This is a genomic window from Granulicoccus phenolivorans DSM 17626 = NBRC 107789 = JCM 15570 (genome assembly GCF_000423085.1).
GTDB classification, from domain to species: domain Bacteria; phylum Actinomycetota; class Actinomycetes; order Propionibacteriales; family Propionibacteriaceae; genus Granulicoccus; species Granulicoccus phenolivorans.
Genome location: NZ_AUHH01000002.1, coordinates 1 through 24415, shown reverse-complemented (window position 1 = coordinate 24415; position 24415 = coordinate 1). Strand labels below are relative to the sequence as shown.

At 69.7% G+C, this 24415-nt stretch carries 19 protein-coding genes, 1 tRNA gene and 1 pseudogene; 10 read left to right on the top strand and 11 right to left on the bottom strand.

The genetic code is table 11. From position 1 onward, the window contains the following. Positions 1 to 48: 48 nt before the first annotated feature. On the top strand, positions 49 to 2142 hold the full coding sequence (locus G531_RS0101545) for an ATP-dependent DNA helicase UvrD2 (protein ID WP_145978564.1): 2094 nt from the start codon (positions 49 to 51) through the stop codon (positions 2140 to 2142). Positions 2143 to 2614: 472 nt separating this feature from the next. Next, positions 2615 to 2917: a WhiB family transcriptional regulator gene (locus tag G531_RS19650; RefSeq protein ID WP_051214888.1), complete on the top strand. Its 303-nt coding sequence runs from the start codon at positions 2615 to 2617 to the stop codon at positions 2915 to 2917. A 21-nt stretch (positions 2918 to 2938) separates the two neighbouring features. On the opposite strand, the gene G531_RS0101530 is transcribed toward G531_RS19650, so the two are convergent. Together G531_RS0101530 and G531_RS0101525 are read right to left on the bottom strand one after the other, a co-directional pair. Further along, entirely contained in the window at positions 2939 to 4261 is a 1323-nt protein-coding gene (locus G531_RS0101530) for an ABC1 kinase family protein (protein WP_026925906.1), read from the bottom strand. A 98-nt stretch (positions 4262 to 4359) separates the two neighbouring features. Next, positions 4360 to 5349 (bottom strand): hypothetical protein, encoded by a 990-nt coding sequence (locus tag G531_RS0101525; protein ID WP_026925905.1) that lies wholly within the window; start codon positions 5347 to 5349, stop codon positions 4360 to 4362. 338 nt (positions 5350 to 5687) lie between these two features. On the opposite strand from G531_RS0101525, the gene G531_RS19645 reads away from it, so the two are divergent. Next, positions 5688 to 6329, top strand: coding sequence for a M48 metallopeptidase family protein (locus tag G531_RS19645; RefSeq protein WP_245630413.1), 642 nt, complete (start codon positions 5688 to 5690; stop codon positions 6327 to 6329). Here the strand turns inward: G531_RS19645 and G531_RS0101515 are convergent. Then, on the bottom strand, positions 6320 to 7696 hold the full coding sequence (locus G531_RS0101515; protein WP_026925904.1) for a zinc-dependent metalloprotease: 1377 nt from the start codon (positions 7694 to 7696) through the stop codon (positions 6320 to 6322). The genes G531_RS19645 and G531_RS0101515 overlap by 10 nt on opposite strands. 310 nt (positions 7697 to 8006) lie before the next feature. Between G531_RS0101515 and G531_RS0101510 the strand changes: the two genes are divergently transcribed. From G531_RS0101510 to G531_RS0101500, 3 genes are all read left to right on the top strand, one after another. Continuing rightward, complete coding sequence (locus tag G531_RS0101510; protein WP_245630414.1) at positions 8007 to 9053, top strand: YlbL family protein; 1047 nt, start codon at positions 8007 to 8009, stop codon at positions 9051 to 9053. A gap of 52 nt (positions 9054 to 9105) precedes the next feature. Further along, complete coding sequence (locus tag G531_RS0101505; RefSeq protein ID WP_245630415.1) at positions 9106 to 9714, top strand: PPA1309 family protein; 609 nt, start codon at positions 9106 to 9108, stop codon at positions 9712 to 9714. Positions 9715 to 9786: 72 nt separating this feature from the next. Beyond that, entirely contained in the window at positions 9787 to 12636 is a 2850-nt protein-coding gene (locus G531_RS0101500; protein ID WP_026925901.1) for a UPF0182 family membrane protein, read from the top strand. Here G531_RS0101500 and G531_RS0101495 read toward each other — a convergent pair. Continuing rightward, positions 12633 to 13205, bottom strand: a complete 573-nt coding sequence (locus G531_RS0101495; RefSeq protein ID WP_026925900.1) for a TetR/AcrR family transcriptional regulator — start codon at positions 13203 to 13205, stop codon at positions 12633 to 12635. The genes G531_RS0101500 and G531_RS0101495 overlap by 4 nt on opposite strands. A gap of 129 nt (positions 13206 to 13334) precedes the next feature. Between G531_RS0101495 and G531_RS0101490 the strand changes: the two genes are divergently transcribed. Continuing rightward, positions 13335 to 14165, top strand: coding sequence for an alpha/beta fold hydrolase (locus G531_RS0101490; protein ID WP_211221744.1), 831 nt, complete (start codon positions 13335 to 13337; stop codon positions 14163 to 14165). A 178-nt stretch (positions 14166 to 14343) separates the two neighbouring features. Here G531_RS0101490 and G531_RS19640 read toward each other — a convergent pair whose 3' ends face one another. The 5 genes from G531_RS19640 to G531_RS0101460 all read right to left on the bottom strand — a co-directional run bounded on the left by G531_RS19640 (position 14344) and on the right by G531_RS0101460 (position 18887). Further along, on the bottom strand, positions 14344 to 15690 hold the full coding sequence (locus G531_RS19640) for a M16 family metallopeptidase (protein WP_051214887.1): 1347 nt from the start codon (positions 15688 to 15690) through the stop codon (positions 14344 to 14346). A 2-nt stretch (positions 15691 to 15692) separates the two neighbouring features. Continuing rightward, positions 15693 to 16976 (bottom strand): M16 family metallopeptidase, encoded by a 1284-nt coding sequence (locus G531_RS19635; RefSeq protein ID WP_035756808.1) that lies wholly within the window; start codon positions 16974 to 16976, stop codon positions 15693 to 15695. Between the two features lie 202 nt (positions 16977 to 17178). Then, a complete protein-coding gene (locus G531_RS0101470; protein ID WP_026925898.1) occupies positions 17179 to 17982 on the bottom strand; it encodes a TetR/AcrR family transcriptional regulator in 804 nt (267 codons plus the stop codon). A gap of 170 nt (positions 17983 to 18152) precedes the next feature. Beyond that, positions 18153 to 18356 carry a cold-shock protein gene (locus G531_RS0101465; protein WP_026925897.1) on the bottom strand — a complete coding sequence of 68 codons (204 nt, stop codon included), beginning with the start codon at positions 18354 to 18356 and terminating at the stop codon, positions 18153 to 18155. Positions 18357 to 18563: 207 nt separating this feature from the next. Then, positions 18564 to 18887, bottom strand: coding sequence for a DUF2249 domain-containing protein (locus G531_RS0101460; protein WP_026925896.1), 324 nt, complete (start codon positions 18885 to 18887; stop codon positions 18564 to 18566). Positions 18888 to 18994: 107 nt separating this feature from the next. Here G531_RS0101460 and G531_RS19630 point away from each other — a divergent pair, with 107 nt between their 5' ends. Together G531_RS19630 and G531_RS0101450 are read left to right on the top strand one after the other, a co-directional pair. Beyond that, entirely contained in the window at positions 18995 to 20149 is a 1155-nt protein-coding gene (locus tag G531_RS19630) for a hypothetical protein (protein ID WP_145978566.1), read from the top strand. Further along, entirely contained in the window at positions 20146 to 22770 is a 2625-nt protein-coding gene (locus G531_RS0101450) for a multicopper oxidase domain-containing protein (protein WP_211221743.1), read from the top strand. The genes G531_RS19630 and G531_RS0101450 overlap by 4 nt, the downstream gene beginning before the upstream one ends. Here the strand turns inward: G531_RS0101450 and G531_RS19625 are convergent. After that, on the bottom strand, positions 22757 to 23833 hold the full coding sequence (locus G531_RS19625; RefSeq protein WP_051214885.1) for a tellurite resistance/C4-dicarboxylate transporter family protein: 1077 nt from the start codon (positions 23831 to 23833) through the stop codon (positions 22757 to 22759). The genes G531_RS0101450 and G531_RS19625 overlap by 14 nt on opposite strands. A gap of 123 nt (positions 23834 to 23956) precedes the next feature. Next, positions 23957 to 24030 (bottom strand) — tRNA-Met (locus tag G531_RS0101440). 135 nt (positions 24031 to 24165) lie between these two features. On the opposite strand from G531_RS0101440, the pseudogene G531_RS0101435 reads away from it, so the two are divergent. After that, positions 24166 to 24415, top strand: a pseudogene (locus G531_RS0101435) (hypothetical protein); the annotation flags it as partial.

Sequence of the window (24415 nt, the reverse complement as noted above, 5' to 3'; positions counted from 1 at the left end):
GGTCATTGACCGGTGGGGTCGGTGCGGGCGCCTAAGGTGGGCTGCACTGTGAACTCGCTCAATATGTCCGCCCCGATTCTGCCCGCCCCCGAACAGCTGCTCGATGCGCTGGATCCCGAGCAGCGGGAGGTTGCGCTCGCACTGTCCGGGCCGGTCGCGGTGATCGCCGGCGCCGGCACCGGCAAGACCCGGGCCATCACCCACCGGATCGCCTACGGCGCCCGGGTCGGGGCCTATGTGCCCAACCAGGTGCTCGCGGTGACGTTCACCACGCGGGCGGCCGGCGAGATGCGGGGGCGGCTGCAGCAGCTGGGCGTACGCGGGGTCCAGGCGCGCACCTTCCACTCCGCGGCACTGCGCCAGGCCCAGTACTTCTGGCCGCGGGTCTACCGGGGCGACCTGCCGCAGATCCTGGACAACCGCTTCGGGGTCCTCGCCGAGGCGGCCCGCCGGCTCCGGGTCGGCGTCGACACGGCCAAGCTGCGCGACCTGTCCGGGGAGATCTCCTGGTCCAAGGTCTCCAACGTCACCGCGGCCGACTATCCCGGGATCGCCCGGGCCACCCGCCGCGAGGTCAGCGGCCTGGATCCGGACACCATCGGGCGGGTGTTCGCCGGCTACGAGCAGCTCAAGAACGACCGGGGACGCATCGATTTCGAGGACATCCTGCTGTGCACCGTGGCGCTGCTGTCGGATCATCCGGAGATCCTGGAGGAGGTGCGGCGGACCTATCGGCACCTGGTCGTCGACGAGTACCAGGACGTCAGCCCGTTGCAGGAAACGCTGCTCGATCTGTGGGTGGGGGAGCGCGGCGACCTGTGCGTGGTCGGTGATCCGGCCCAGACGATCCACTCCTTCGCCGGGGCGCGCTCGGACTATCTCACCGGTTTCGCCCGCAAACACCGTCGGGCCACGGTGGTCCGGCTGGTCCGGGACTACCGCTCGACCCACGAGGTGGTCGAGGTGGCCAACCGGTTGATGCGGCCGAGCAGCAATCGCGGCGAACTCACCGGGGTGACGCTGCAGGCCCAGGCCGGTCACGGTCCCGAGCCGGTCTACGTCGACTCCGGGGACGAACCGACCGAGGCGGCCGGGATCGCCCAGTGGCTGCGCCGCCAGCACGAGGACGGCATCGCCTACCGGGAGATGGCGGTGCTGTTCCGGATCAATGCCCAGTCCCCGGCGCTGGAACAGGCCCTGTCCACCGCCGGGGTGCCCTACCTGGTCCGCAGCGGGGAACGCTTCTACGAACGCCCCGAAGTACGCCAGGCCCTGGGCCAGTTGCGTACGCAGGCCCGCGCCACCGCCGATCCGGACGTGCCCACCGGCGACCAGGTCCGGGCGGTGCTCAGCGAACTGGGCTGGACCCCGCAGGCGCCCACCGGCGCCGGGGCCACCCGGGAACGCTGGGAGTCCCTGGCAGCGCTGGTCCAGGTCGCCGACGACGTGCTCGCCGCGTTGCCCCGGGCGACCCTGGCCGATGTCGTCGAGGCGCTGACCGAACGCGCCAACGCCCAGCACGTGCCCCAGGCCGAAGGGGTCACCCTGTCCACCATCCATGCCGCGAAGGGCCTGGAGTGGGACGCGGTCGCGGTCAGTGGCGTCCATGAGGGAACCCTGCCGTTCGTGCTGGCCACCTCCGCCGAGGAGATCGCCGAGGAACGCCGGCTGCTCTACGTCGCCATCACCCGGGCCCGGCAGCGGCTGCGGATCTCCTGGTCGCGCAAGCCGTCCCGGTTCCTCGACGGGCTGCGCCCGGGCGATGTCGAGTCGGCCCGGGCGGGTCGTCGCGTACGCCCGAAGGCCGCGCGGACCCCGTCGTGCCGGGTCTGCGGTGAACCGCTCACCCAGGGCGCGGACCGGAAATTGGGCCGACACCTGGACTGTCCCTCCAGCTACGACGAGTCGATGCTGGAACTGCTCAAGGAATGGCGCAAGCAAACCGCGGAGGCCGACAAGGTGCCGGCCTACGTGGTGTTCACCGACGCGACGCTGATCGCCATCGCCGAAGCCGTTCCGCAGGACCATGGTGACCTGCTCCGGCTGCGGGGGATCGGTCAGGCCAAGCTGACCAAGTACGGTGAGGAAGTCCTGGCGGTCGTCCGGCTGGCCGGTGACCGCAACGCCGAGGGCACGGACTGATTCGCCCCGGCGAAAGCTCTCGGAATTAAATCGATTGCAGCCCTCGGAACGAGCGCGTAATCTGGTTCAGGCTTGTGCAGGGCAGTGAAATCTGTGCAGGTGGAACGCAACGACCAGGTCCCGGTGCACCCGGGGCCGCAACCGACGGGGGAGGTGGCCCACATGCTGGAAGTGGCAGCGACGTTCGGCGGCTTGTCCGCGTCCTCGAACCACGCGTATTCCGGGTGCCGGCTCACCCGAACCTGGCGTGGCGGCGAGGAACGAGACAAGCGCCGCGAGCACCTCGAGCCGCGACATTGGCGCTCCGGTCAGCTCGCCCGTCCGACCGTCCGCACCCACCCGTTCCACCCGGATCGACCCCTGCCACCTCGATCGCACATCGTGCACTGATCGCAGCGTTCTTCAGGGCCGTGGATCCGACCGGGATTCACGGCCTTCGTGTTTCCCGGGACCAGAGCCCCGAGGAGAACCCATGATCGTCACCGTTTCGTCCCTTGATCGACTACCCTGCGTGGTCGCCGGTCCCCTGGCATTCTTCGCCGAGGACCCCGAGGTGATCGAGTTCGCCAAGCAGCTGTGCGCCGAGTGCCCCGTCCGGGAGGCCTGCCTGGCCGCCGCGCTGGAGCGCGCGGAGGCCTGCGGCGTGTGGGGTGGCGAGTTGATCGTCAACGGCGCCGTGGTCGCCCGCAAGCGTGGTCGCGGCCGTCCGCCGAAGACCGCTGTCGTAGTGCGGGCCCGGGCGCCCGAGGACGGCGACCGGGAGGTCGCCGCCTGAGGGCCCCGGCCACTGGCTGGGTCAGCGCCGCCACAGCGGCAGGAACTCATCCAGCACCGCGCCGAAGCCGGCCCGGACGTCGATCTGCGACAGCACCGCGATGCCGCCGATCCAGACCTTCCAGACCATGCCGTACTCGGGAGGCAGGTTGAGGTGGCGGACCACCGGCGTCGCGGCCGCGGCGTTCACCCGCTGGAACTGATCGCGCATCCAGGCGCGATGGAAATGGAAGGTCTCCACCAGGGCCGGCTCGACGAACGGCTCCAGGTAGTCGAGCAGGTCCTGGGGATCGATCTTCTCCGCGGTCAGGAATCCCTCACTGCGCAGCCCCGCGGTCATTGCCGCGGCATTGCCGTCGGCCGCATGCCGCATCAGCCGGCCCATTGCCGGGGGGAGCCCGTCGGGCATCCGGGAGGCCAGTCCCCAGTCCAGCGCGGCCAGCCGGCCATCGGGGAGCACCTTGAAGTTGCCCGGGTGCGGATCGCCGTGCAGCAGCCCCGCCAGGGACGGCATCGCGAACAGGAACCGGACATAGCGCAGGCCGAGTTGGTTGCGGCGCTCCTCGGTCCAGGTCGGAGCATCGGAGAAGCGTTCCCCGTCCACCCATTCGCTGACCATCACCTTCCCGGTGTGGGTCAGCACGCGCGGCACGGTGAACTCCGGATGCCCCTCGAGGGCCTCGGCCGCCTGCTGCTGGGCCGCGGCCTCCAGGGTGTAGTCGGATTCCTCGTTGATCCGGGCGGCCATCTCATCGATCAGCGGCCGGACCTCGATCCCGCCGGCCAGCGGCTGGAGGACCGACCCGAGCCGCTTCATCATCTTCAGATCCGACTCCAGCGCCTTGTCCGCGCCCGGGTACTGGATCTTGATCGCGACCTTGCGGCCGTCGGCGGCCCACACACCCTTGTGGACCTGACCGATCGAGGCCGCCGCGGTGGGACGGGAGCGGAACTCCGAGAACAGCGAGCGCCACTGCGGGCCCAGCTCCGTGGTCAACACCGCATCGACCCGGGTGGCCGGCATCGGCGGCGCAGAGTCCTGCAGCTTGCGCAACTGCAGCCGGTACGGCTCGGCCATGTCCTCCGGCAGCGCGACCTCGAACAGGCTGAGCATCTGCCCGACCTTCATCGCGCCGCCCTTGAGGTCACCCAGCACCCGGAAGAGTTGTTCGGCGGCTTCGTGGCGGGCCTGGGCGGTGACCGCGTCCGCGCTCTGCCCCCCGAGCCGACGACCGACCCCCCGGGTGGCCCGGCCGGCGGCACCGAACGGGAGCGACATCAGCCGCGCGCCGCGGCCCAAGGACGACCGACGCAGTTCGGCCGAGTCACCGTCTTCCGGTTGCACGCGAAACCCCTTCCACCGGCACACCCCGCGGGCGTGCATGGGCCAAGATTACGTGAGAAGACCGGCCCGGGAGCACAGTGCGTCGCGGGTGGAGCCGATCAGGTCAGGCTGCGACACCCGCAGTCCGGATGAGGGGGCCAGTGCCGGGCCCGGCTCACCCAACCGCGATCCAGCTCGATGGTGGCGTTGGCGGCCTCCACCGGCTGCCCGGACTGCCAGGCGCGGATCTGGATCACCGCGGACGCGGCGGCCCAGGCGGCCGCTTCCACCGGTGGCTGTGCCGTCAGGCGGCACAGCTGGGCGAGCACGGTCGGCCAGGCCGGGTCCGCACACCGAATCAGATCCACACACCGGGTGCAGGCGCTGTGCCCCGGACTCACCCACGGTCCGAGGACCACCCCGTCGGGCAGCGGGCGCAGCAACAGGTGCGGCTGGTCCAACCGCAGCAGCTGGTCGGTCAGGGCCCGGTCGGGTTCGAGACGGTCGGTGGCCACCACCGTCAGGTCGCCAACGGCACCCGCGATGGACCAATGATCGCTCACCGTGACCCGCCGGGGATCGAGCGCCGGGCCGATCCCCGGGGGAGCGGTCAACAGGTGCGACCGCAACGTGGCGGCGCCGGTTGCCTGCGGATAGCGATACATCCCGTCGTCGGGTCGACCGGCATCGGCCAGCAGCAGATTGCCCAGGTCGGCAGCGAGATAGCTCTCGGCGAAACACCGGGCAAGCAGCCCGGCACCGATCAGCCGAACCGTGAGCGGAGGGAGGGCGGCCGGTCTGCCGCCGAGGATGTCCGCCCTGGTCAGCGCGCGAATGATCGGTTCGGTGACGGTCGGTTCCAGGTCGTGCTGCCGGGCCAGCAGGGTGGGGTCCCGGGTGCCGTCGAGGCCATGGAGGAAGGCGACGATCCGCTCGTCGGTGCCGTGCAGCACCAGGGCGTACGCCGGGTCGACGCCGACCTGGACCGAGGTCGCGGTGCGCTGCAGAATCGGGAATTCGGGGCGGAGACGGGGGTGCGCCGAGGGGCTCATGACGCCAGTATCGGCCCCGGCCACCGCGGCGCGCTCGGCCCGGACGGGGTTGTCCACAGGGCAGTTTTCGCGGCGTCGGGCGGCCGGGCCGTCGCGCCGCGGAGCCCGGACAGGTGCGAGGCCCCCGGGTGCCGGCCGCTTGCCTTCCCCTGCGAGCGACGGCCCTCCGGGGGCCTCATGGAGGCCAAACTATGCCCGCGGCCGAGCCCCGTCAAGCGTCCTCGCCGCGTCCGGTTGCCCTTGTTATCCACGGCCTGTGGATAAGTGTGTGGACAATCTGTGTATGACACTGGATGAGCTGTGGACATGTGATTGTTTCATGCCGTTCACCTGGCGGAAATCTGGAAACGTGGTAGAAACCGCTGACCGGGGGCAGAAGATGAGAGACTCCTGCGGTGCCCCCCAACACCCGGACCACGCAGCTGCGCGACGTATTGATCGACGGTGAACTGCATGCGGTGGAGTTCCGACGCAGTACCCGCCGCCGGCGTACCATCTCGGCGTCGTTGGAGGAGGGCCGGCTGGTCCTCGCGGTTCCGGCCGGCCTCGGGGTGGCAGCGGAGGACGAATACGCCCAGCAGGTGGTGCCGCGGTTGCTGAAACGGTTGGGGCGTACGCGGGCGGCCGCCGACGACGGGGCGCTGCGGGAGCGGGCGGAGTACCTGGTCGCCACGATCCTGGAACCGGCGACCGGGGAGCGACGCCTACCGGCCGGCATCCGCTGGGTCGGCAACCAGCGGCGGCGTTGGGGATCGTGCAGCATCCACAGCCGGGAGATCCGGATCAGCGACCGCGTCCGGCCGATGCCGGACTGGGTGCTGGACTACGTCCTGGTCCACGAGTTGGCCCACCTGTACGAGTCCGGGCACACCCGGCGGTTCTGGAATCTGGTCGGCCGCTATCCCGAGACCGAGCGCGCCAAGGCGTTCCTGGAGGGCTGGGCCGCCGCGGTGGCCGCCGGCGAAGCCTCCGCGGAGCAGACCTCCGGGGAGCCGGCCGGGGCGGCCCCGCCGGCGCCGTCGGAGTGTCAGTTCTGAGGCGGATCCTCCTCGGTGGGGTTGCCCTCGGTGGGGCCACCCTCGGAGTTCAACAGTTTCTCCAACTCGGCGTCGAGATCGTGCGATTCGCCGGATCCGCTCAGCTCCGCGGCAAACCCGACGGGGTCATCGAGAGCGGCCTCATCGGGCACCAGGTCGGGGTGCTTCCACAGCCCGTCGCGCTGCTGGTTCCCGACCGCCGTGCGGATGGCAGCCCACAGGTTCGCCGCATCGCGCATCCGGCGGGGCCGTAGCTCGAGCCCGACCAGGGCCTGGAACACCGCTTCGGCCGGCCCGTCGGTGGCCCGCCGGCGGCGCAGCGTCTCCGCCAGCGGCACGGCATTGGGCATCCACTTGGCCGTGGCCTCGGCGACCACGTCGTCGACCCAGCCCTCGACCAGGGCGAGCAGGGTCTCCAGCCGGGCCAGCACCGCCGCCTGGTTGGGGGAGGGGACCGGGGAGAACAGTCGGCCCTCCATCTGCTGCTGCAGTTCGGCCATGGTTTCGGGACTGAACCCGTTCTCCTCGACCTGGCGGGCGGCGTCCTCCATCCAGGAGGTGTCGATCTTGATGCCGCGGGCGTACTGCTCGATCAGATTCAGCATCTGCGGACCGAGCCAGGCCGCGGTGCGGAACAGCCGGAGCCGGGCCGCCTCGCGCAGCGCGAGATAGAGCAGGATGTCGCTCTTGGACTGGGTCAGTCCCTCGGCGAAGGCCGCCACGTTGTGCGGCAGCAGGGCCAGGGTGTCGGCGTGCTCACCGTCCAGCGGGAGGCCGGCCTCGGTCGCCGAGAGCACCTGGACGGCCAGCTTCCCGATCGCCTGACCGGCCTGCAGGCCGAACATGTTCGCTCCGCTGGATTTCACCAGCGGGCGCAGCATGGCCTCCAGCCCGGCGGCCTGCTCGTCGGCGAGCCCCTCGGCGGTCACCGAGTCCGCCATCGCCTCGGCCATCGACTCCATCACCGGGTCGATCATCCGGCGCCAGGTGCCCATGGTGTTCTCGACCCATTCCGCGCGGCTCCAGACCTCCACCTTGGGGGATCCGCCGGGCAGTTCGGTGACCTCGTCCAGCCACATCTCGGCCAGGCGTACGGCATCGCGCAACTCGGTCAGGTCGGCAGCGGAGGTCGTGGGGTCGCTGCCCTCCCCGGACACGGTGCGGCGGGCGATGTCGCGAATGGTCTCCCAGCTCATCCCGCCGGACTGGTTGGGGCCGGTGGCGAACATGCCGCCCATGCCCATCTGACTGAGTGCCGCCTGCAGTTGCTGCAGCATCGCGTTCAGGTCGGCCGGCTGCGATCCGCCGAACCCGAACTGCTTGAAGAACTCCGAGAAGGGGTCTTCGCGGCCAGGGTCGTCTGCCATGTGTCTCCAGTCGTCGCGATGGTCTGCATCGTCCATTCTTCCCCACCGGACCAACCCGCGCACGCGGGGATCACGCGCGCGCCGCCACGGGGGTTCGACCTGCAGTGCTGGTCAACGCTACCCTCCTCCAAGCGTTGTTCCCAGGGGCCGGACCCGCTTGAAGGGTTCCTGAAATGTGCCTCAGGGTGTCCCCCCTTGCCGGGACAGGTGGGTAGTGTCGCGACGGCGCACCGGTAGGCTCGGCAGAAGCGCGCCGCGTTCGGGGTGAGGGCCCGGACAGCACCGCAGGCAACCGACAACGAGGGTGAATGTGACACGACAGACCTGGACCGCAGTGGTGTCCGCGCTGTTCTTCGTCATCCTGGCCGCGGCGCTGGCGTTCGTTCCGGTGCCCTACGTCATCTACAGTCCCGGGCGGGCGTACAACGTGCTGGGCGACAACGCCGCCAATCAGCCCATCATTCAGATCTCGGGCATCCAGTCGCACCAGACCTCCGGGCAGTTGTTCATGACCACGGTCGCGGTGACCCGGTCCAGCGGCCGGGTCGGACTGGGGGAGGCCCTGGTTGCGTACTGGGGGCCGGCCCGGGATGCCCTGCCGCGGGACGCGGTCTACACCCAGGGCAAGAGCGATGAGCAGGTGCGCACCGAGGAACAGCTGCTGATGGACACCTCCAAGCAGGATGCCGTGGTGGCCGCGCTGCGGCAGGCCGATGTTCCGGTGCACCCGATGCCCGTGGTCGCGTCGGTCTCGGTCGCCGGGCCGGCCCATGAGAAGTTGCAGCCGGGGGACCTGATCGAGTCGGTGAACCGGCAGCCGGTCGCCACCCCCGACGATGTCCGCCGGATCATCAGGGCCGCCGCCCCCGGCGACGAGGTCTCCCTCGACATCGTGCGGGACCGGCAGCCGCTGAACGTACGCCTGAGCAGCGACCTGTCGGGGCAGTCCCGGTCGGCCGTCATCGGGATCACCGTCGACACCGGGTACAGCTACGAGCCCCGGATCGACTTCGGTGTCGGCCGCGATATCGGGGGACCGAGCGCGGGCCTGGTGTTCGCCCTGGCGGTGTATGACCGGATCACCCCGAAGGATCTGCTGAACCAGCGCTCGGTCGCCGGCACCGGCACCATCAACTCCGACGGGAAGGTCGGTCCGATCGGCGGCATTCAGGAGAAGGTCGACGGGGCCCAGGCCGCCGGCGCCCAGGTCTTTCTGGTGCCCGCGGCCAACTGCCGCGACCTGGCCGGGGTCAAGACCACGATGACGCTGATCCGGGTCGACACCCTGGACTCGGCGATCCGCAGCCTGGACGCCCTGGCCGATCCCGCCCAGCAGGGGCAACTGCCGCACTGCTGACCAGGTGCAGCCCGATCCACCATCCGCCCAACCCCGAGGAGAACGGCCCCGCATGTCGAGCGAGTTTCCCGCACCCGATCCGAACACCGACCCCAGCCGCACCGTCCCGACCCCGGACGAGGCTGCTGAGGCGCTCCTGGCGGCGCTGATCGAACTGGAGCACTATGTGGGGGCGTCGGGTTGGGACCAGCCGGCCCGGCTGTTCGCGCTGGTGGAGACCGACGATCTGATCGCGGCCGAACCCGCCCTGGCCGCACAACTGCAACTGCGTTCCAGCGCCGACTCGGGGCTGCCCGGAGCACTGACCGCGATCGAGCAGGAGGAGTTCCACACCGGAGCCGACCTGCCCGACGTCCTGGCCCGGATCGCCTGGCCGGACACCGTCCGCGGGTGTGCGCTGAGCCTGGAGCGGGTCTTCCTGCCCGCCGAGTTCGAGGCCGATCTGCCGGAGGATCCGGTCGCCGCCGAGCGGTTCGTGGCCGAGCATCCGCAGCGCCAGGAACTCCGCCTGATCGTGGGAGCCGTACGCCGCGCGCCCGGCGCCGACGCCGACCCGATCACCCACAGCCTGGCCCGACTGCGCGGCACCCCGGAGGAACTGCTGTCCGGGACCGAGCTGGCCCCGGGGGTCAGTGCCGCAATCGCGGCTACCCTGGGGTGACCGCATAGGGTAGCTACCGCCGGCGGCTGCCTGCAGGTGCAGACGCACGCCCGACGAACCAGGAGAACAGAGATGAGTACGGCCAACCCGTTCCGAACCGGAAACAGACGGGCCGGTGCACTGCTACCCACCCTGATCATCCTCGTCGTCGCGATTGTGGCGCTGCTGCTGTTCACCAATGTCTGGACCGACCGGCTGTGGTTCAACAATCTGAACTTCCCCACGGTCTGGTCCACCCAGTTCTGGACCCGGGTCGGGCTGTTCCTGGCCTTCGGGGTGGTCGGCGCACTGATCGTGGTCGGGAACATCTGGATCGCGTTCCGGGTCCGGCCGAAGATTCGCGCGCAGGGACCCAACAGTGAACTGGTGCAGCGCTACCGGGAACTGCTGGAGTCCCGCCTGGTGCTGGTCCTGGTGATCGTGGGCATCCTCGTCGGGCTGTTCGCGGGGACCTCCGCGCTGGCCCAGGTGCAGACCTTCCTGGCCTGGCGCAGCAAGGTGCCGTTCGGGGTGAAGGACTCCACCTTCGGGCTGGACGCCTCCTTCTTCGTCTTCGACTATCCCTGGTGGCGCTACCTCGTGTCCTCCCTGGGCGCCCTGCTGTTCACCGCGGTGGTGGCCACGGTCATCTCGCACTTCATTCTGGGTGCGCTCAAGCTGAATCTGCGCCGGGTCGACGGCTCGACCCCGGCGGCCCAGGCCCACGTCTCGGTACTGGTCGGCCTGCTCGTGCTGACCGGGGCGGTGAGCGCCTGGCTGGATCGCTACGGCTTCCAACTCGACAGCTCCGGGTTGTTCACCGGCGTCACCTACACCGATGCCCAGGCCTCGATCACCGCGAGTCTGGTGCTGTCCATCATCGGTGCGCTGTGTGCGGTCTTCTTCTTCGCCAATGCCTTCCTGCGGCGCTGGATCGTCCCGATCACCGCGTTGGTGCTGATGCTGGTCTCCGCGATCATCCTGAGCGGGATCTACCCGGCGATCGTGCAGCAGTTCACCGTGCGTCCGAACGAGCCGGACAAGGAGGGTCCCTACATCACCAAGCACATCGAGGCGACCCGCGCGGCGTACGGCATCGACAAGGTGGAGATCACCGACTACTCCGCCCGGACCGAGGCAACCGCGGGACAGTTGCGTTCCGACGCCGAGGCCCTGCCCGGGATCCGGCTGATCGATCCGGCCGTGGTCAGCCCGACCTTCGACCAGTTGCAGCAGGTGCGCGGCTACTACTCCTTCCCCAAGCAGTTGGATGTCGACCGGTACGTGCTCGACAACACCGAGAACGACTCGGTGGTCGCCGTCCGCGAACTGGACGTCACCAACATCCCCGACCGCTCCTGGAACAACCTGCACACCGCGTACACCCACGGCTACGGCATGGTGATCGCGCACGGCAATCAGCGCGGCCCCAACGGTGAGCCGGTGTGGATGTCCTACAACATGCCGGTCGACGGGCAGATCAAGGACTACGAACCGCGGATCTACTTCGGTGAATCGCACCGGGAATACTCGATCGTCGGGGGCCCTCAGGGTGGGGTCAACTACGAGATCGACGCGGCGAACTCCTCCTACACCTACGAGGGCGTCGGCGGCGTACCCATCGGCAACTGGTTCAACCGGCTGCTGTACGCCATCAAGTACGGCGACATCAACATTCTGCTGTCGGAGCGGGTGAACCAGGACTCGCGGATCATCTACGATCGCACTCCGCGGGAGCGGGTCCAGGCTGCGGCACCGTGGCTGACGCTGGATTCCAACAGCTACCCGGCGGTGGTGGAGGGCCGCGTGGTCTGGGTCGTGGACGGCTACACCACCTCCGACTCCTACCCGAACTCCCAGCGGGTGTCCTTGGCCCAGGCCATCGACGACTCGCAGACCGATCCCTCGCTGGTGCCGACCGACACGGTCAACTACATGCGCAACTCGGTGAAGGCGGTCGTGGATGCCTACGACGGCACCGTGACCCTGTACGAGTGGGACGCCCAGGATCCGGTGCTGAAGACGTGGGAGAAGGCCTACCCCGGCACCGTGCAGCCGCGGGACCGGATTCCGGCGGCCCTGATGAGCCACCTGCGGTACCCGGAGGACCTGTTCAAGGTGCAGCGGGAGATGCTCGCCCGCTACCACGTCTCCGATCCCAACGTGTGGTTCCAGAACAACGACCTGTGGGAGATTCCGCGGGACCCGGTGGCCCAGAACAATCAGAAGGAAACCCCGTACTACCTGTCGATCCGGTGGCCGAGCGTGCAGGGCCAGCCGGCGATCCCCGCGGCCTTCTCCCAGACCTCGGTGTTCGTCCCGCGGGGCCGGCAGAACCTGGCGGCGTACATGGCGGTCAATGCCGAGGCGACCAGCCCCGACTACGGCAAGATCCGGATTCTGCGGATGGCCGACAACCGCCAGATCGACGGGCCGGGGCAGACGTTCAACGCGATGAAGACCAATGAGGCGGTGGCCACCCGACTGCGGCAGTACCTCAACCAGGGCGCGGCCGCGGTGACCTACGGCAATCTGCTCACCCTGCCGGTCGGCGGCGGCCTGCTGTACGTCCAGCCGGTCTACACCCAGGCCCAGGGGTCGACCGGTGCCTATCCGGTGCTGACCTTCGTGATGGTCCGCTTCGGTGAGCATGTCGGCATCGGTGAGACCCTGCAGGAGGCGCTGGACCAGGTGTTCGCCGGAGATGCGGGCGCGCAGACGGGGGAGCAGAAGACCACCTCCGGAAACACCCAGACCGGGCAGACCCCCGGAACCCAGCTGGGGCAGCTCTCCCCGGAGGCGTCGGCCAAGCTGCGGGAATCGCAGACGCTGTTCACCGAGGCCGATCAGGCGCTCAAGAACGGCGATCTGGGTACCTATCAGACCAAGACGAACCAGGCCCGGGACGCCCTCAACGAGGCGATCAAGCTGATGGGCGGCTAGTCCGGGGCGCTCGTTCGCGGGCGCGCCAGGTCACGAATTCCGCGCTCGAGGAACGGTCGGGCGTCGAGGTTCGGGTCCACGGTAAGGCGGTGCAACATCAGGCCGTCGCCCAGGGCCATCAGGGTCCGGGTGGCGCTCGCCGGGTCGGGGATCCCGGCCCGGCGCACCAGGACCTCGGCCCATTGTTCGACTTCCAGTCGCTGACGCCGCAGTGGCTCGAACAGCTCGGGATCGTGGGAGACATCCAGGAACAGGGCGTACCGGGCACGGGTGCGGGTGGCAAAGGGACCTGCTTGGACCTCGAACATCGCGCACATCCCCGCGATCAGCGAGTCGGGATCCGAGATCGGCGGCAGGGCGCCGGGATCGAGGTCGGCGCGTTCCCGCTCAGCGATCCAGTCGACCAGTGCTGCCAGCAGGGCCCGGCGGGTCCGGAACCAGTTCGATGCCGATCCCGGAGGGAGTCCGGCGCGCTGGTCGACCCGGCCGTGGGTCAGGGCGCGTACGCCGTCGGTGCCGACCAATTCGACTGCCGCCTCGAGGCTGCGCTCTCGGGTTCTCGGGCCCATGGACATCCTCTTCCCCTCGATCTACTATAAATATAGTAGATCGCGATGGAGGTCGTCATGACCGCTGCAGCAGCACCCCATTCAACGTGGTCGCCGCCTCTGCCGGAGGCGCCCGGTTTCGAGCACGTCATGGTGGACACACCCGGCTTGCGGACCCATGTTGCGACGATCGGTACCGGGGACCCCGTGGTGTTCCTGCACGGGTTTCCGGAGCACTGGTGGCAGTGGCGGGAGGTCGCCGCGCGCGTCGCCGGGGGATATCGCGCGCTGTGTCCCGATCTGCGCGGCGCGGGATGGACGCAGGCGACGAGTGCCCGGGTGGAACGACTGACCCGACTGCGAGACCTGCTCGCGCTGTTCGACGCGCTCGAGATCGATCGCGCCCATCTGGTCTCCCACGACATGGGTGCCATCACCGCGATGCAGATGAGTTATGAGCATCCCGAGCGGGTACGCCGGCATGTGCAACTCTCGGTGCCGCCGGCCTTCCTGGCCATGCGCCCGCGGCTCGCCCCCGGGTTCCGGCACCTGCCTCGGTTCATCTGGCACCGACCCGGACGGTCGTTGCGCGGCATCTTCGCGGCGCCGTACCTGGCCCATCCGCTGACGGCCGAGGAGATCGATGCCCATCTCGCGGCAATGGCGCGCCCGGAGATCGATGCCGCGGTACAGCCCCTCACCAGAAGAATGATCCTGCCGGAGGCGATGCGCCTGGCCCGGGGCCACTACCGGCGTCGTCGGCTCACGGTGCCGACGCGGACCGTCTTCGGGCGCCGCGATTGGCCCTGGAGCGAGGAAGCGATGCGGGTGTGCTGCCCGCATCCGGAGAAGTATGCCGACGAATACGACTTTGCCTATATCGAGGACGCGGCGCACTTCATCACCGACGACCAACCGGCCGAGGTTGCCGATGTGGTGCTCGACTGGCTCGACCGGCCCGATGCGGGAACGACGCGCTGACGCGGTGGGTCAGGCGTCCTGCCCCGGGTGCGCCCGATCACTGATCGGGGCACCCGGCCGGCGTCCGTCCGGGATCAGGACAGGCGTTCGATCACCATCGCCATGCCCTGGCCGCCACCGACACACCGGGCCAGGCCGGCCCGGAAGATGGTGTGGTCATCGACGATCAGTGGGTCGATCATGTCGGCACCGGCTCCACCTGCAGCGGGCCGCCAGCCCGCAACTCCTCGGTGAGGGCGTCGCCGTCACCGACCACGACGAGGGTCGCGGCGTCCACATCCACCAGCGAGTTGTACGCCTCGGTGGCCTGCGCTGGGGTGACCTCGCGCAGCGCGGCCAGGAAGCCGGTCAAATAGTCCGGGCCGAGGCCGGCCAGCGCCTGATCGGTCGCCTGATCGGCCACCGCCCCGGCGGTCGCGTAGCGCAGCGGGGAGATTCCCGCGTGGTAGTTGACCGCGGTGGCGACCTCCTCGGCGGTGATCGGTTGATCGCCCAGGACGAGCAGCTCCCGCGCCTCGGCGATCGCGGCCGCGGTCACCTCGGTCCGGAACGAACCGCTGAACGTGTACTGGCCCCCGTGGGGGTACGCCGTGCGGGCCAGGTGCACGCCATAGGTGTAGCCGCGTTCCTCGCGCAGGACCCGATTCAGCCGGGACCAGAAGGCGCCACCCACGGCATGGACGGCGACGGTGAACGGGACCCAGCGCGGATCCGCCCGGTCGATCGCCGGCGCCCCGAGCCGCACATCGGCCTGGACCGCCCCGGGACGATCGATCAGGATCCGCGCCGGATCGGCCGCCCGGGCCGCCGCCGGCAGTGGTACGCGGGTAGCGGGGCCGGACCAATCGGCGAACCCGGCCGAGGCGATCAGTCCGGGCAGATCCGCGATCGAGGAGAAGTCCCCGGCCAGGATCAGCGTGGCCCCCTCGGGTCCGTAGTACGCGGCGTGGAAGTCCCGCGCAGCCGCCCCGGTGAGTCCGGCGACGGTGGCCGGTTCCCCGCCGTTCATCCGGGCGAGCCGTTCGGAGTCGGCGTACAGGGCGGAGCGGAAGCGGGTGCTGGCCAGTTGGGCCCCGTTGGCGCGGATCTGCTCGATCTCCGAGAGGCGCAGTTGGGCGTGCCGGGCGATGTCCTGGTCGCTGATCTGCGGACTGATCAGCGATTCGGCGAGCAGCCCGAGCGCGATCGGGAACCGGCTGGCGGGGACGTCGATGGCCACCGCCAGACCGGAGTACCCGTGATGCAGGGTCAACTCCGCGCCCTCGGTCTCCAGGGTCTCGGCGAAGCTGATCCCGGGGTGCTCCCGGCTGCCCTCGTCGATGGTGCGCGAGGCAATCACCGCGACTCCCTCGAGGTCGCGGGGTTCGGCGGTCAGCGGGATCGGTTGGGCGACCGAGGCGGTGATCACCTGCTGGCCGGGCAGGTGGTAGGTCCACACCCGCAGGCCGTTCGGCAGGACCTGCTCGGTCGCGGCGGGGAAGCTCCAGGGGGCGGCCGGGGCCACCGGCGGGGGAGTCGTACGCATGCTCAGTTCTCCTCGGGGGACGCGGTCGGCAGGTAGACGACGCCGGCCGCCCGGTCGGGGTTCAGCCAGGTGCTGGTTGCTTCGCGGACCTGGTCGGCGGTCACCGCATTGACCTCGGCGAGCCGGGCGTTGACCCGTTCGGGATCGCCCACCAGCGTGGCGTACGCGGACAACTGATCGGCGCGGGTCGCGATCTCGGCCAAGGATTCCAGCCAGGCTCGCTCGAACTGCGCCTTGGCACGCCGCATCTCCTCGGCGGTGGGTCCCTCCTCGGCCAGCCGGGTGATCTCCGCGCCGATCTCGGCGGTCAGGTCGTCGATCGGGACGCCGTCGCGGGCGCGGGCATTCACCACCGCCAAGGAGTTGCCGCCGATCAGCCCCAGGGCGGACGCGCTGACCGACTCCGCCCGCTCGGTGTCACGCACCAGCAGCCGGTAGAGCCGGGCGCTCTGCGTACCGCCGCCGAGGATGTCCAGGGCCAGGGAGACCGCGTCCAGGGCCGGGTCCCCGAACTGCGGGACCCGCCAGCCGAGGGCGACCAGGGCGGCGGGGACCTCGCGCGTCAGGCGTACCCGGGTCGGCTCGGCCAGCGGCTCCAGCGGGGGCATCTGCGGCGCCGGCGGGACCGGGCCGGCGGGGATCTCCCCGAAGTACTCCGCGGCCTTGGCGAAGCCCTGCTCCGGGGTCAGGTCACCCACCAGCGACAGCACCGCATTGTTCGGGCGGTAGTGGGTGGTGAAGAAGCGATGGACGTCCTCCACCGAGGCGGCGTTCAGATCCTCCATCGACCCGATCGTGGTGTGGGCGTACGGGTGCCCCTGCGGGAAGACCACTTCGCACAGGTGGATCATCAGGTCGCCGTAGGGGACGTTGTCGTAGCGCTGCCGCTTCTCCTCCTTGACCACCTCGCGCTGGTTGTCCAGATTCTCCTGGTTGACCGCGCTCAGCAGGGTGCCCATCCGATCCGCCTCCAGCCACAGGGCCAGGTCGAGCCCGCCCACCGGCAGCGCTTCGAAATAGTTGGTCCGGTCGAACCAGGTGGTCGCGTTGACCGAGGCGCCCTGGGCCTGCATCAGGGCCAGATGCTGGGCGCTGGCCACGTGTTCCGAACCCTGGAACATGAGGTGTTCGAACAGGTGCGCGAACCCGGTCCGACCCGCCTCCTCGTGGCGGGAGCCCACGTCGTACCACAGATTGACCGCGACGGCGGGCACGCTGTGATCGGGGCTCACCACCACCCGCAGGCCGTTGTCCAGGGTGGTCTGGCTGATCGGGTACTGGGTCATAGGGGACATCTCACCACATCGGGCCGCCGGAACCGGGCGCATCCGGGGTCCCGGCATCCCTGATCCCTTTCACAGTTTCTTCTCAGGTTCGACCCAGCAGAATTGACGGCTCCCGGAGGTAATGTCGGGACTGCGGCCGGACGCCGGGGAATCCCGGGATCCGGCCGTCCACACGTTCCGGCGGCTCGGGCCACGGGCGCTCTCACTCGGTGCGCTGGGCCTGCCTGGTGAGGTACGCCGAGACCGCGTCGGCGAAGTCGTAGTCCGGATCCGGCTCGAGGTAGGAGTCGATGACCGCCTTGAAGCCCAGCGCCGGCAGGGTCCATTCGGCCCCGTCCACGTCGACGGTGGAGGTCACCGGGTGGTCGGCCAGTGGGGCCCGCAGCCCCATTCCGTCGATCAGCGGGGCAGCGATCCGGACCAGTTCGAGGAAGGTCGCCGCGGGCCGACGCAGCCGCAGCCCGAGCACGATCGCCACATCCTCGATGGTGTCGGCCAGTGCCTTGTTGTGCGCGGCGATGGTGAGGCTGAGCTGCTGGAGGACCTGCTCCCGGTCGGCGTCGCCCGGCATGGTGGCGACGGTGGCCTGGATGGCGATCAGCGAGCGCCACCGCGGCGAACCCAGCACTTCATCGCAGTAGGCCCGGATCACGTCGCGGATCACGGTGTCCAGCAGGCGGGCGCGGGATTCGGGAGCGCGGAGCTGATCGAGGTTCTGCGCGACCTTGGTGCGGACCTCGACCAGGACCTGCCGACTGAACACGGTGCCCTGGACCTCCGGGCCGGCCAGATCGCAGAGCAGATCCTGATAGAAGGCCTCCTTGGACTCCCAGACCCGGTACAGCGAGGTCCGGGCCACCCCGGCCTCCTGCATGATCTCGTCGATGGTGAGGGTGTCCAGATTCAGGGTGAGCCCGCCGGCATCGTCCGACAGCCGTCGCGCGGCATCGAGGATGCGGCGACGCAGGGGAGCGGACTCGGCCGTGGCGTTGCGTGGGGGTGTCACAGGGGCCCTCCGACAGGAGTGCCCGACGGGCTGCCGGGCACGTGTCACACAAAGTGTACGCAAGGCTGACGAACTGTCGCAGAAACCGGATCAAGTGTCAATAACGATTCCCGCGGACACAGCGAAGCCGTGGCCCGCAAGTGCGGACCACGGCCTCGGTGTGCTGTGTTTCAGATGACGCGAACGTTCTCAGCCTGCAGGCCCTTGGGACCCTGGGCCAGGTCGTACTCGACCTTCTCGTTCTCTTCGAGCGACTTGTAGCCGGTCGACTGAATGGCGGAGAAATGGACGAAAACGTCCGCACCACCGTCGTCCTGTGCGATGAAGCCGAAACCCTTGTCGGCGTTGAACCACTTGACGGTTCCCTGAGCCATGTTCTTTTCCCTTTGTTCAGTGCTGAGCGCGCCATGCCCGGACAGGGCGCCCGGCGGCGCTGCGGTTCTGTGCCCTGGTACCAGGTGCGCAGGTGAGCGGCGTCGGGGTGGAAGCGTGCCATGTGCGGCCACCCGCGTACGCAGGCGACCCGTCACACCTGCAGGTTAGTGCATCAGCGGGCCCCGGACGCAAGTGGGGAGGAATCCTCAGGGGCGAACTTGGGTGCGGCGGATGAGGATGCGCCAGCGCTCGGGCCCCGAGGTGAGGTATTCGGTGCTGTAGTCCGAGCCGTGGCGGTCGGCCAACTGATTGAGCAGCGGTACCGGGTTGTGTGTTGCCGAGATCACCAGGCCGCCTCCCGGGTGCAGCGATTCCACGGCGCCGAAGATCGCGGCGTGCCGGATCGCGTGCGGGATGGTCTGGACATCCAACTCGGGAATGTCCTCGTCGTGTCCCCCGCAGGCGCAGCCGCCGGATGCTGCCGATGCGGAGGCGTGCTCCCGGGAACGGTGGATCTGAATGTCGGCCATGTCACTCCTTGGATTCGTACCTGGCCCGACCCACTTTAATACACTGATTCCGTGAAAAAGATTGCGGAGTGCGGCCGCGGACCCGGTGCCCGGTACGCGAGGGCGGCATGACGACCGCGACGCTCGCTGCGCACCGGAAGGCCGGACCCGGCCCACGGTTGGGGTGGCTGCTCCCGGCCGGCTTCGCGCTGCTCGCCGGGTTGGATGCCGGGCTGGTCCTGCTCGGCCTGCCGGCACCGGTCAACTCGGGGCGGCTGGCCGAGGTGCACGGAGTGCTGTTGGTGCTCGGGTTCGTCGGCACCGTGATCGCCCTCGAGCGGGCGACCGCGCTGGACCGCTGGTACGGCTACGCCGCGCCGCTGCTGCTGGGCGCCGGCGGGGTGCTGCTCGTCCTGGCGCCGGTGCCGCTGACCCTCGCCAAGGTGGTCGTGGCGAGCGGGATGGCGGCCTTCACCCTGCTGTACGTACCCCTGTGGCGACGCCAGCACGACCACGTGCAGTTGACCGAGTTGCTCGCCACGGCCTTCGGTCTGGCCGGGGCGATCCTGTGGATCGGACGGGTGGAGATGCTCCACGTGTTGCCCTGGCTGATCGGGTTCGTGGTGTTCACCATCGCTGCCGAGCGTGTCGAGCTGGCCCGGATCACGATGGGGGCCGGGGCCGGCGTACGCCTGCTGGCGCATGCGGTGGCCTTCGGACTCGCGCTGCTGATCGGGACCGGGCTGCCGGACCTGGGGGCCGTCCTGACCGGCCTGGTGCTGTGTTCGCTGGTGGCCTGGCTGGTCATTCACGACGTGGCTCGGCGCACGATCCGGCTGACCGGGGTCACCCGCTATGCCGCGGCCTGCATCCTCGCCGGCTACGTGTGGCTCAGCCTGGCTGCACTGTTGCTGCTGCTCGGCGCCCCGACCCGTCAGCCGGTCTACGACGCGATCGTGCACAGCGTCTTCCTCGGCTACACGATCTCGATGATCCTGGCGCACGCCCCGACGATCCTGCCGGCCGTCCTGCACGTCCGGATGAAGTACCGCCCGGTGTTCTGGGTACCGGCGATCACCCTGCAACTCGCCCTGATCGTCCGGATCTGGTTCGGCGACGGCCTGGGACACCCCCTGGCGTGGCAGATCGGCGGAGCCGGTGGGGTCCTGGCGATTCTGCTGTTCCTTCTCGTCGCGGTCGGCAGTTCGCTGCCGGGGCGATCCCGATCCCGGACCGGCGCCGCCGCCGCGACCGACCGGCGTACCGAGAGCTCGGTGTCATGAAGATCTCCACCACCGGTACCGCCGACCGACCCGCCACGGTGGGACGCGGGTTCTGGCCGATGCGCGACATCCCGACCGTGGCCTGGCTGCTGGCGGCAGTCCTGGCCGCGCTGGCGCACCGCTGGATCCCGGCCGCGCAGTGGCTGCTGATCCACCTGCTGCTGCTCGGCGCGGTGACCCACGCCATCCTGGTGTGGAGCCAGTACTTCTCCTACGCCCTGTTGCGCAGTCGGGCCGGCCTGGCCGAGCGCCGGGGGGAGAACATCCGATTGATCCTGGCCAATGCCGGGGCGCTGGGTGTCCTGATCGGCGTCCCGACCGGCGTCTGGGGCCTCACCGCGCTGGGGGCCGCGCTGTTGGTCGCGGCGGTCGGCTGGCACGGGGTGACGCTGTGGCTGCGCCTGCGGCGCAACCTGCCGGGCAAGTTCGGGCACATCGTGCGTTACTACATCGCCGCCGCGGGCTGCCTGGTGATCGGCGGGGTGCTGGGGGCGCTGATCGCCCGCGGTGGGATGCCGGCCGGACTCGTGCTGGCGCATCTGCTGGTCAACACCCTGGGCTGGATCGGACTGACCGTTGCCGGAACCCTGGTGACGTTCTGGCCCACGGTGCTGCGTACCCGCGCCGATCCGGCCGCCGACATCGGCGCGGCCCGGGCACTGCCGGTCCTGGTTGCGGCCAGCCTGGTCGCCGCCGCCGGTGCGGCGATCGGCGTACCCGTCGTCCTCGTCGTCGGCCTCGCCGGCTACCTGGTCGGGTTGGTCGTGATCGCCGTCTCCGGCGTACGCGCCGCGCGGTCGGCGCCCCCGACGAGTTTTGCGGCGCTGTCGATCGCTGCCGCTTTTGCGTGGTGGACGGGGTCGACGGTCTTCGTCATCGTCCGAACCCTGGTCGGGCTGGCGTCCGGACGGGCCGCCGGCGTCGCCACCGCCGCGGTGGGGGAGGTGGTGCCGTTCTTCGCGGCCGGCTTCGCCGCGCAGGTGCTGGTCGGGGCGTTGAGCTATCTGATCCCGGTGGTGCTGGGTGGCGGTCCCGCGGCGGTGCGCGCCGGTACGTGGGCGTTCGACCGGGCCGGGGTGCTGCGGGTGACCACGGCGAATGTGGCCCTGGTGGCGTGCGCGCTGCCCGTCTCCAGCGTGGTCCGGGTGGCGGCCTCGGTGCTGTACCTGGTGGCCATGGCCTCCTTCCTGGTCCTGCTGGTGGTCGCAATGCGGGCCCAGCGGCGGGCGAAACGGGAAGGCACCACGCCGGGCAGCAAGGTGCCCGAGCGACCGCCGGCACGCGGCGGCGCCCAGCTGGTCGCCGGATTGCTCGCGGTCCTGCTGGTGGTCGCTGGAGGTGCTGCCGCATCCCCGGCCTCGATGGGCTGGGGGAGCGGCCCGGCCGGAGCGGCCGATGCGCCGGTGACGACCGTGCGGGTCACCGCGGCCGACATGCGGTTCACCCCGAACCGGATCGAGGTTCCGGCCGGACATCGCCTGGTGATCGAGCTGACCAACACCGACCCGACCCAGACCCACGACCTGGTGCTCGCCAACGGTGTCGCGGGGTCGCGCCTGGCGCCGGGGGAGTCCGAACGGATCGACGCCGGGGTGATCACCGCCGATGTCGACGGCTGGTGCTCGATCGTGGGCCACCGGCAACTGGGGATGACCCTGACCGTGATTGCGAGCGGCGCCGGCGCGACCCCGGCCCCGACAACGTCAGCGAGCCCCACTCCCACCGCCGCCCCCTCCGGAATCGACCTGACCCGGGCGCCCGGGCCGGGCTTCACCCCGTACGACGCGACCCTGCCCGCCCTCCCGGCGGCGACCGGGCCGACGGTGCACCGCACCACCCTCTCGGTGACCGACACCGTGCGGGAAGTGGCCCCCGGGGTCACCCAGACCCTGTGGACCTACAACGGCACCGCTCCCGGGCCGGTGCTGCACGGACGGGTCGGGGACACCTTCGAGATCACCCTGCGCAACGACTCCACGATGGGCCATTCGATCGACTTCCATGCCGGGGCCCTGGCTCCGGACCAGCCGATGCGCACGATCCCACCCGGGGAGAGCCTCAGCTACACCTTCACCGCGACCCGGGCGGGAATCTGGATGTACCACTGCTCCACGATGCCGATGTCGGCCCACATCGCCAACGGCATGTACGGGGCAGTGGTGATCGAGCCGGACAATCTGGCTCCGGTGGACCAGAGCTTCGTGCTGATCCAGGGGGAGTACTACCTCGGCGATCACCACGCCGGCGAGGTAGACACCGCCAAGATTGCGCAGGCGGCCCCGGATCTGGTCACCTTCAACGGGTACGCCGCGCAGTACGATCACGCTCCGTTGCAGGTCGTGGCGGGCAAGCGCGTCCGGATCTGGGTGCTGGATGCCGGGATCGATCGACCGACCAGCTTCCACATCGTCGGGGGCCAGTTCGACACCACCTGGGCGGAGGGACGCTATCTGGTCGATCACGGCACCGATACCGGCGCGCAGGCGCTGGCGCTGGCCCCGGCCCAGGGCGGATTCGTCGAGTTGGCCTTCCCCGAGGCGGGGACCTATCCGTTCGTGTCGCACTACATGGTCGATGCGGAGCGAGGCGCCCACGGGCTGTTCCGGGTCAGCGCCGGTTGACGTTGCTCCGGGTCCGGGCCCGCCCGCCGATCAGCCGCTGCCCGGCGCTGACCAGCATGGCCCCTGCGGTCAGCGCCCACACCAGCAGCGACAGCCAGAACCACGCCGAGCCCACCGTCTCCACCAGAGGCAGGCGATCGGCCCGGCCGAGGTAGATCCCGGCGACCGCGTACATGCCCATCGGAAAGACGAAGCTCCACAGGGTCGGCTGGTAGCGCAGCGGCACGCGGTGGAACCAGTGCCGCCAGACGCCGGCGGCGAACAGCACCGGGATCAGCCACGTGGCGAAGGACCAGAAGACCACCGACAGCCCGGCGATCAGCTCGCGCGTCGCGTTCACCATCGGCGCATCGGGCATCTGCACGATCCGGGCGCCGGCGACGACCGTGATCGCCAGGGCGCCCATCGCTACCCAGTACGGCGGGTCGAGGTCCTCCGGGTCGAGACGGTAGAGCATGATCCGCAGGGTCACGAATATCGCGCATGCGCCATAGAGGATGACGCCGATCGACCAGGCCGTGACCGCGAGCACGGACAGCACATCGCGGAAGCGCTCGTCGAGGGGGTCCAGACCGGCGGCGACGACGGCGACGGACTGGCTCGCGACCACCCAGATGAACCACGTGCCGTTCGCGGAGTCGAGCATCGGACGGTGGCTGCTGCCCAGCACCGCCGTCCACGGGATCACGTATCCGAGGATCAGCCACGCCAGGACCGACACGATCAGCAGCGCCCGGGCGAAGTCGGAGCGCCCGGTGCCGAGGAACCCCGTCGCGATGACGTTCGTCGCGGCGATGAAGGTGAAGAAGACGAACGCGCGCGACGGCGACCTGAAGTCGGCGACGACCCGGTCGCGATGCGCGATCAGGCGCCATCCGGTGAGGACGATGAGCACGGCGTAGAGCACGATCGCGCACCAGAACAGGACTGCCGCGAGGATGCCGTGTCCGGTCAGCAGCGCGCCCACCGAAACGATCCCGGTGGCCATGACGGCTGGGAAGTAGCCCGGCGTCAGCTCTGCCGGACTCCACCGCGAGGTCGCGGGCGCATCGCTGTCGCTCACGCTGCAACCCTAGCCCCGCCGTTCGTTCCCGCTCGTGCTGTTCCGAGCTGGTCGCGTCCGCGAACGAGGATAGAAACAAGGCCTTCTGACCAGGTATTTCTCCTGGCCAGAAGGCCTTTCTCGTAGCGGGGACAGGATTTGAACCTGTGACCTCTGGGTTATGAGCCCAGCGAGCTACCGAGCTGCTCCACCCCGCGGCGACCTGTTCAACTATACACGACTGATCAGGGGGGTCAAATCGACGACGAGACTCACACAGAGTCCCCGCGTAGCAGGGTGCCGTGCCTCACATAGTTTTCCCCGGGAAGTGTGGGTGGCGGTCACGATGGGGTGTGAGTGTGAAGGATCTGTCGTTGGCTGCCAGGTACGAGGTGACCAAGAAGTACGCGCAGGCTTATGCGGCGGCGCCGAAGAAGGGCAAGAGCGAGATCTTGGATCAGGTGGTCGCGGTGACCGGCTGGAACCGTGACCATGCCCGCCAGCAGTTGACCGCCCGGCTGCGGCAGACCCCGGGTCGGGCCCGGGCCACCGTCGCGGTGATCGACCGACGCACGACCAAAGCACGCCGGTACTCCTATGACG